The organism is Jatrophihabitans sp., assembly GCF_035474675.1.
Taxonomy (GTDB): Bacteria; Actinomycetota; Actinomycetes; order Mycobacteriales; family Jatrophihabitantaceae; genus Jatrophihabitans_A.
In genome coordinates, this window is sequence record NZ_DATINC010000154.1 from 20,685 (window position 1) to 28,217 (window position 7,533).

Here is a 7,533-nt window from a genome sequence, read left to right on the forward strand (position 1 = left end):
GCTTTTTCGCATGCGGTTCCTGCACACCTCCGACTGGCATCTGGGTCGCACGCTGCACGGCGTCGACCTGCTCGACGCCCAGCGGAACGTGCTGGACCAGATCTGCCGGCTGGTGGCCGAGCCGCCGGACGGCGTGCCGGTCGACGCGGTTCTGATCGCCGGCGACGTCTACGACCGGGCGGTGCCGCCGGTCGAGGCGGTCACCCTGTTCGAGAGCACGCTGGCCCAGCTGGTCGCGCACGCCACGGTGATCGTCACCGCCGGCAACCACGACTCGGCGATCCGGCTCGGCTTCGGCGCGCAACTGTTCACCGAGCGGCTGCGGCTGCGTACCGAGCTGGCCTCGGTCGGCACCCCGGTGCTGCTCGGCGGTGCGGACTCCCCCGTCGCGGTCTACCCGTTCCCCTACCTCGACCCGGACGCGGCCCGGACGGTGCTCGCGCCCGGCGACCAGCCGCTGGAACGCTCGCACCAGGCGGTGCTGGCCGCCGCGATGGACCGGGTCCGCCACGACCTCGCCAGCCGGCCGCCCGGTACCCGGTCGGTGGTGATGGCGCACGCCTTCGTGGTGGGCGGGCTGGCCAGCGAGAGCGAGCGTTCCATCGTGGTCGGCGGCGTGGACAGCGTCGCGGCCGGCACCTTCGACGGGGTGGACTACGTCGCCCTCGGGCACCTGCACGGCGCCCAGCAGCCGCGCGGCTCGGCGGGCACCGTGCTGCGCTACTCCGGCTCGCCGCTGCGGTACTCCTTCTCCGAGCTGGCGCACACCAAGTCGGTCACGCTGGTCGACCTCGAGCCGGAGTCCGGCGTGCGGGCCAGCGCGGTGCCGCTGCGCCAGCCGCGGGCGATGGCCGAGCTCACCGGCACCCTGGCCGAGCTGCTGGCCGACGAGCGGCACACCGAAGACTGGGTCCGGCTGGTGGTCACTGACCGGTCCCGGCCGGACCAGCTGCTGGAGCGGGTCCGGTCCCGCTTTCCGCACGTCCTGCAGGTGCAGCACCTGCCGGCGGGAGCCCGGCCGGCCGGGGCGTCCAGCGCGCCGCTGGCCACCCCCACCGCGAGCCCCCGCCAGCTCGGCGCCGACTTCGTCGAGCACGTCACGGGCCTGGCCGCCCTGGAGCGGGAACTGGACCTGTTCGAACAGGCCTATCAGGCGGCTGCTGTTGCCGGTACCCGGCCGGGTGGTGGCTGATGCGGCTGCACCGGTTGCGGATGCGGGCGATCGGCCCGTTCGCCGGCGACGTCGAGATCGACTTCAGCCGGTTCGGCGGCAGCGCGCTGTTCCTGCTGGAGGGCCCGAACGGGTCCGGCAAGAGCACCGTGCTGGACGCGATCAGCTTCGCCCTGTACGGCAAGCTGGCGCAGAGCTCGGCCGCCATCGAGCGGTTGAAATCCCAGCACGCGCCGCCGGCCAGCGAGCCGGTGGTGGAGCTGGTCTTCGAGACCCAGAGCGGGCTCTACCGGATCCGGCGCACCCCCAGCCACCAGCGGCCGAAGAAGCGCGGCACCGGCAGCACGCCGGTGCACATGACCGTCAAGCTCTGGCGGCTCGGCTCGCTCGACGAACCGGACGGCGGGGTGCTGCTGTCGGCCAACCTCGGTGACACCGAGGACGAGATCACCCGGGCGGTCGGGCTGACCCACGGCCAGTTCGTGCAGACCGTGCTGCTGCCGCAGGGCGAGTTCGCCAGCTTCCTGCAGGCCAGCACCAATGACAAACGGGCTTTGCTGCAAAGGCTGTTCGGCACCGAGGTGCTGGCCCGGACCCAGGAGGCGCTGGTGGAGGGGCGCCGGGCGGCCGAGCAGCGCCGGGCGGCGGCCACCGCGACGGTGAGCCGGGCGGTGCACGCGTTCGCCGGTGCCACCGGCCTCGCCGAGGACGCGGTCGGCCAGCTGGCCGGGCAGTGCGAGTCCGGCGACTGCGTCGCCGTGGCCGAACTGCTGGCCGGGGTGCGCAGCGAGCTACAGACCGGCGCGGCGGCCGCCGCCGACCGGCAGGCCGGTGCCGCCGCCGAGCGGGACCGGGCCGCCGCCCTGCTCCGGCAGGCCGAGGAGCTGGCCGAGCGCCGGGCGGTCCGCGAGCGGTTGCGGGCCGAGCTGCAGCACCTGCTGGCCGGTGAGGACCAGCACCTCGCCGACTGCGCCGAGCTGGCGGCCGCCGAACGGGCGGTGCAGGTGCTGCCGGCTGCCGAGGCGCTGGCGGTCGCCGCCGGCCGGTACGAGCAGGCCGAGCAGCAGGCCGCCGCCGCCCGGGCCCGGCTGGCCCCGCCGGTGCGCCGGCTGCCGGAGGCCGACCTGCGGGAGGCGGCCGCCGGCATCCGGACCACGCTCGGCACGCTGGCCGAGGGGCTCCGCCGGGAACGCCGGCTGGCCGAGCAGCAGGACAGCTCCGAGCAGCTGCGACGGCAGCTGGCCGAGCTGGGCGAATCCCGCCGGCAGGCGGCGGCCCGGCTGGCCGAGCTGCCGGCCCGGCACCAGCAGCTGGCCGCGGAGCGGACCGAGGCCGCGGTGGCCGCAGGCCGGCTGGCCGAACTCGCCGCCGAGCGGGACCGTGCCGAAGGCCGGGTGCTCGCGGCCCGGCAGGCGGTGGCGGCGGCGAAGCAGGCGGAGGAGAACAAGCAACTGGCCCAGGAACTGGTCGACGCCGCGGAGAGCCAGCGGGCCCGGCTGGACGCGCTGCGCACCAGCTGGCGGGCCAGCATCGCCAGCGAGCTGGGCATGGCGCTGCAGAGCGGGCAGGAATGCGTGGTGTGCGGTTCCGTCGAGCACCCCCGGCCGGCCCGGCCCACCGAGGGCCACGTCAGCCAGGAGCTGGTGAACTCGGCGGAGGACGAGCTGCGGCAGCTGACCGCCGAGGTGGAGCGCCGCCGCGACCAGCTGGCCGAGCAGCGAGCCGAGCTGGTCGAGTTGCGAGTCCGGGCCGACCAGCTCAGCCCGGAGCGGGCCGAGGCCAAGCTCGCCCAGGCCGAGGCCGGGCTGGCAGCGGCCCGGGCGGCAGCCGACCGGCAGCAGGCCCTGGACCGGGAACTGGAGCAGGTGACCGGCCAGCTCGCCGCGCTGACCGAGCAGGTGCAGCAGGCCGAGCTCACCGAGACCCGGCTCACCGAGCGCTGCGAGGCGCTGGCGGCCGGCATAGCCGAGGATGAGGTGCTCGTCGCCGAGGCCCGCGACGGCCATGCCAGCGTGGCCGACCGGGTGGCGGTGCTCACCGAGCAGGCCACCCTGCTCGACCAGGCCGCCGCCGCGGGCTCGGCCGCCGCATTGGCCGCCATCGCCGAGGCCGAAGCCCGCCGGCAGTTCTCCGACGCGCTGGCCGCGGCCGGCTTCGACGCCCTCGCCGACTGGGACGCCGCCCGCCGCGACAGTTCCGAGCTGGCCCGGCTGCGGCAGGCGATCCGGAGCTACCAGCAGCGGCTGGACCAGGTCAGCGGCCGGCTGTCGGCCGCCGAGCTGACCGATCCCGAGCTGGACGCCGCGCCGGCCGACCTGGCCACGCTGGCCGAGCAGGCCCGTTCGGCCGAGGCAGCGGAGGCGGCCGCGTCCGGCGAGTACGGCGCGGCAGCGGCCCGGCTGGCCGAGGCGGTGCGGCACGCCGACCGGCTGGAGGCGGCGGTGCGCCGGGCGGCCGCCGTGCTCACCGACACCGCGCCGGCCATCCGGATCGGCAACCTGGTGGCCGGCCTCGGCGACAACCAGCTCCGGATGGAACTGACCACCTACGTGCTGGTGCGCCGGTTCACCGAGATCGTCGCGGCCGCGAACTCCCAGCTGCGCCGGATCTCCGGCGGCCGGTACGAGCTGGAACACACCGCCGCCCGCACCGGCAACTCCCGGTCCGGCCTGGGGTTGCGGGTGCTGGACCTGCAGACCGGGCAGGCCCGCGATCCCGGCACGCTGTCCGGTGGCGAGACGTTCTACGTCTCGCTCTCGCTGGCCCTGGGGCTCGCCGACATCGTGCAGGCCGAGTCCGGCGGGGTGGACCTCGGCACGCTGCTGATCGACGAGGGCTTCGGCAGCCTCGACCCCGATGTGCTCGACCAGGTGCTGGAGGTGCTCGACGGGCTGCGCGAGGGCGGCCGGGCGGTAGGGGTGGTCAGCCACGTCGAGGAGATGAAGCGCCGGATCGCCGACCAGATCCAGGTACGACCCAACCCGGACGGCTCGTCCCGGCTGGTGAGCACCCTCGGCTGACCCGGCAGCCTCACCGGCGCACGCCACCGCTCGGCGTACCGGCCGTTCCGGGCGCGGTCTATCGGCTCAACTCAGTGCGGTTACCGGCTCAGCCCGGTTCCGGCCCGGCGGCAGGCTCCCGGCGCCAGCTGAACACCGGCGGCCGACGGGCCAGGAACGCCCGCGGTCCCTCCACCCCGTCGGCGGACAGCCGCCAGCGCGCGGTCCACTCCTCGAACGCCGCGTCGGCGTCCCCGCCGTCGGCGATCAGGTTGACCAGCTCCTTGCCGGCGACCTGGGTCATCGGTGCCAGCGGCAGGATCGCCGCCACCAGCTCCGCGACCGCCGCGTCCAGCTCGTCCGGCGCCACCACCTGCTCCACCAGGCCGATCCGCAGCGCCTGCGCCGCGTCGATCGGCTGCCCGGTGAGGATCAGTCGCTTGGCCGCCGCCGGGCCGACCAGCTCGACCAGCGCGCGGGTGGAGCTGACCGGGTAGATCACCCCGAGCCGGGCCGGCGGCACCCCGAAGCTGGCGGTGGTGTCGGCCACCCGCAGGTCGCAGGCCACGGCAATCTGGTTTCCGCCGCCGAAGCAGTGCCCGCTGATCCGGGCGATGGTGGGCATCGGCAGATTCCGCAACGCCCGCTCGGCGGCCGACACCACCGACTTCAGCACCGCCTCGTCCTCCGACAGCGAGCTGATGTCGGCCCCGGCGCAGAAGGACGGCCCGGCGCCGGTCACCACCAGCACCCGCACCGCCGGGTCGGCGTCCAGCTGCGCGCAGACCTCGGCCAGCCGCCGCCACATCGCCACCGTCAGCGCATTGCGCTTGGCCGGCCGGTTGATGCTCAGCGTGGCAACCGGCCCGTCGACCGCCAGCAGCAGGTCGCTGCCCGCCGGGTCCGGTTCGCTCATCCGCCGCTGATACGCCCGCCGAGGAGCTAGGCCATCGCCTTCTTCAGGTTGTCATCGATCGCGGCCAGGAAGTCCTCGGTGGTCAGCCACGGGGTGTCCTTGGAGATCAGCAGCGCCAGGTCCTTGGTCATCTGGCCGCCCTCGACGGTCTCGACGCAGACCCGTTCCAGCGTCTCGGCGAAGGCCGTCACCTCGGGGGTGTCGTCCAGCTTGCCGCGGTGCGCCAGCCCCCGGGTCCAGGCGAAGATCGAGGCGATCGGGTTGGTCGAGGTGGGCTTGCCCTGCTGGTGCTGGCGGTAGTGCCGGGTCACCGTGCCGTGCGCGGCCTCGGCCTCCACGGTCTTGCCGTCCGGGCTCATCAGCACTGAGGTCATCAGGCCGAGCGAGCCGAAGCCCTGGGCGACCGTGTCGGACTGCACGTCGCCGTCGTAGTTCTTGCAGGCCCAGACGTAGCCGCCCTCCCACTTCAGCGAGGCGGCCACCATGTCGTCGATCAGCCGGTGCTCGTAGGTGATACCGGCCGCGTCGAACTTGTCGGAGAACTCCGACTCGAAGACCTCGGCGAAGATGTCCTTGAACCGGCCGTCGTAGGCCTTGAGGATGGTGTTCTTGGTGGACAGGTACACCGGGTAGTTGCGCTGCAGGCCGTAGTTCATCGAGGCCCGCGCGAAGTCCCGGATGGACTCGTCCAGGTTGTACATGGCCAGCGCCACCCCGGCACCGGGCGCCTGGAACACCTCGTGCTCGATCGGGGCCGAGCCGTCGGCGGGGGTGAAGGTGACGGTCAGCCTGCCCTCGCCCGGGAACCGGAAGTCGGTGGCCCGGTACTGGTCGCCGAAGGCGTGACGGCCCACCACGATCGGCTTGGTCCAACCGGGCACGAGCCGCGGCACGTTGGACATGATGATCGGCTCGCGGAAGATCACGCCGCCGAGGATGTTGCGGATGGTCCCGTTCGGCGAGCGCCACATCTTCTTCAGGCCGAACTCGGCCACCCGCGCCTCGTCCGGGGTGATGGTGGCGCACTTGACGCCGACCCCGTGCCGCTTGATGGCCTCGGCGGCATCGACGGTGACCTGGTCGTCGGTGGCGTCGCGGTGCTCGCTGCCGAGGTCGTAGTACTCGAGGTTGACGTCTAAGTACGGGTGGATCAGCCGGTCCTTGATGAACTGCCAGATGATCCGGGTCATCTCGTCGCCGTCCAGCTCGACGACGGTACCTTCCACCTTGATCTTCGACATCGATCGCCTCTCGAGTGCGCGGCTGCTCGGGTTCTGGATAGAAAGTCTAGGGTGACCGCCCGGTGCCCGATCCGGCGGGCGTACTGCCGGCCGGGCACCCGCCGCCACTGGCTGCCACTGGCCAGGGGCAGTAGGTTGCTCAGGCATGACGCACTCCGCGCAGCACAGTCCGACCGCAGTTCCGGACCGCCGGCCCACCGCCGTGGATGCCCTGGCCGAACGCCATCTCGACGCCCAGCTCGAACTGGACCCGCTGACCGCGACCTTCATCGGCGCGCCCGGCTTCGACGAGCTGATGCCCGACCTGTCGCCGGCTGGCCTGCAGGCCCAGGCCGAGCTCGACCGGCAGACGCTGCGGGCGCTGCGCGAGGCGGTCCCGGCCGACGACACCGACAAGGTGACGATCGCGGCGATGACCGAGCGGCTGACCGTGCACGACGACCTGTACGACCTCGGCCTGACCCTGTCGGAGCTGAACAACATCGCCAGCCCCGTACAGAACCTGCGCGACGTCTTCGACCTGATGCCGACCGGCACCGCCGAGGAGTGGTCGCGGATCGCCGCCCGGCTGGCCGCGCTGCCGGCCGCGATCGAGGGCTATGTCTCCTCGCTGCGGCTGGCGGCCAGCCGCGGGGACGTCGCGCCGCGCCGGCAGGTGGAGGCCGGCATCACCCAGTGCGAGGACAACCTCGGCCCGGACGGGTTCTTCGCCGGCTTCGTCGCCGGTGCCCGGGACGGCGCCGAGCCGGTGCCGGACGCCCTGCGCGCCGACCTCGACCGCGGGGCGCGTGCCGCCCAGGACGGCTACCAGCGGTTGCGCGACTTCCTCGCCGAGGAGCTGATCGGCCAGGCGCCGGCCGCCGACGCCATCGGCGCCGAGCGCTACCCGGTGCTGTCGCGGCAGTTCCTGGGTGCGACGGTGGACCTGGCCGAGACCTACGCCTGGGGGCTGGAGGAGGTCGCCCGCATCCAGCGGCTGATGGCCGAGGCGGCTGACGAGATCAAGTCCGGCGCCACGGTTGCCGAGGCGATCGGCGTGCTGGACGCCGACCCGGTCCGCAAGCTGCGCGGCACCGACGCGCTGCAGGCCTGGATGCAGGAACGCTCCGACGCCGCCATCGAGGCGCTGTCCGGCAGCCACTTCGAGATCTCCGAGCGGGTCCGGCGGCTGGAGTGCCTGATCGCGCCCACCCACACCGGCGTCAT

Annotated in this window: 5 protein-coding genes; 3 read left to right on the forward strand and 2 right to left on the reverse strand. The window is 73.6% G+C overall.

What is annotated here, in order from left to right; all coding sequences use genetic code 11:
* Nucleotides 1–10: 10 nt before the first annotated feature.
* Entirely contained in the window at nucleotides 11–1,192 is a 1,182-nt protein-coding gene (locus VLJ82_RS17955; RefSeq protein WP_408664729.1) for an exonuclease SbcCD subunit D, read from the forward strand.
* Nucleotides 1,192–4,191: an AAA family ATPase gene (locus VLJ82_RS17960; protein WP_408664730.1), complete on the forward strand. Its 3,000-nt coding sequence runs from the start codon at nucleotides 1,192–1,194 to the stop codon at nucleotides 4,189–4,191. The genes VLJ82_RS17955 and VLJ82_RS17960 overlap by 1 nt, the downstream gene beginning before the upstream one ends.
* Before the next feature lie 88 nt (nucleotides 4,192–4,279).
* Here VLJ82_RS17960 and VLJ82_RS17965 read toward each other — a convergent pair whose 3' ends face one another.
* Both VLJ82_RS17965 and VLJ82_RS17970 read right to left on the reverse strand, forming a co-directional pair.
* A complete protein-coding gene (locus VLJ82_RS17965; protein WP_408664731.1) occupies nucleotides 4,280–5,086 on the reverse strand; it encodes an enoyl-CoA hydratase/isomerase family protein in 807 nt (268 codons plus the stop codon).
* 26 nt (nucleotides 5,087–5,112) lie between these two features.
* Nucleotides 5,113–6,327, reverse strand: coding sequence for an NADP-dependent isocitrate dehydrogenase (locus VLJ82_RS17970; protein ID WP_408664732.1), 1,215 nt, complete (start codon nucleotides 6,325–6,327; stop codon nucleotides 5,113–5,115).
* Nucleotides 6,328–6,472: 145 nt separating this feature from the next.
* Between VLJ82_RS17970 and VLJ82_RS17975 the strand changes: the two genes are divergently transcribed.
* Nucleotides 6,473–7,533 (forward strand): DUF885 domain-containing protein (locus VLJ82_RS17975; RefSeq protein WP_408664733.1); only part of this gene is annotated, 1,061 nt, incomplete at its 3' end.

What these genes read in the sequence shown, in the direction of transcription:
- VLJ82_RS17965 (WP_408664731.1), bottom strand. Translation starts at nt 5,086, where the DNA reads ATGAGCGAACCGGACCCGGCGGGCAGCGACCTGCTGCTGGCGGTCGAC.
- VLJ82_RS17955 (WP_408664729.1), top strand. Translation starts at nt 11, where the DNA reads ATGCGGTTCCTGCACACCTCCGACTGGCATCTGGGTCGCACGCTGCAC.
- VLJ82_RS17960 (WP_408664730.1), top strand. Translation starts at nt 1,192, where the DNA reads ATGCGGCTGCACCGGTTGCGGATGCGGGCGATCGGCCCGTTCGCCGGC.
- VLJ82_RS17970 (WP_408664732.1), bottom strand. Translation starts at nt 6,327, where the DNA reads ATGTCGAAGATCAAGGTGGAAGGTACCGTCGTCGAGCTGGACGGCGAC.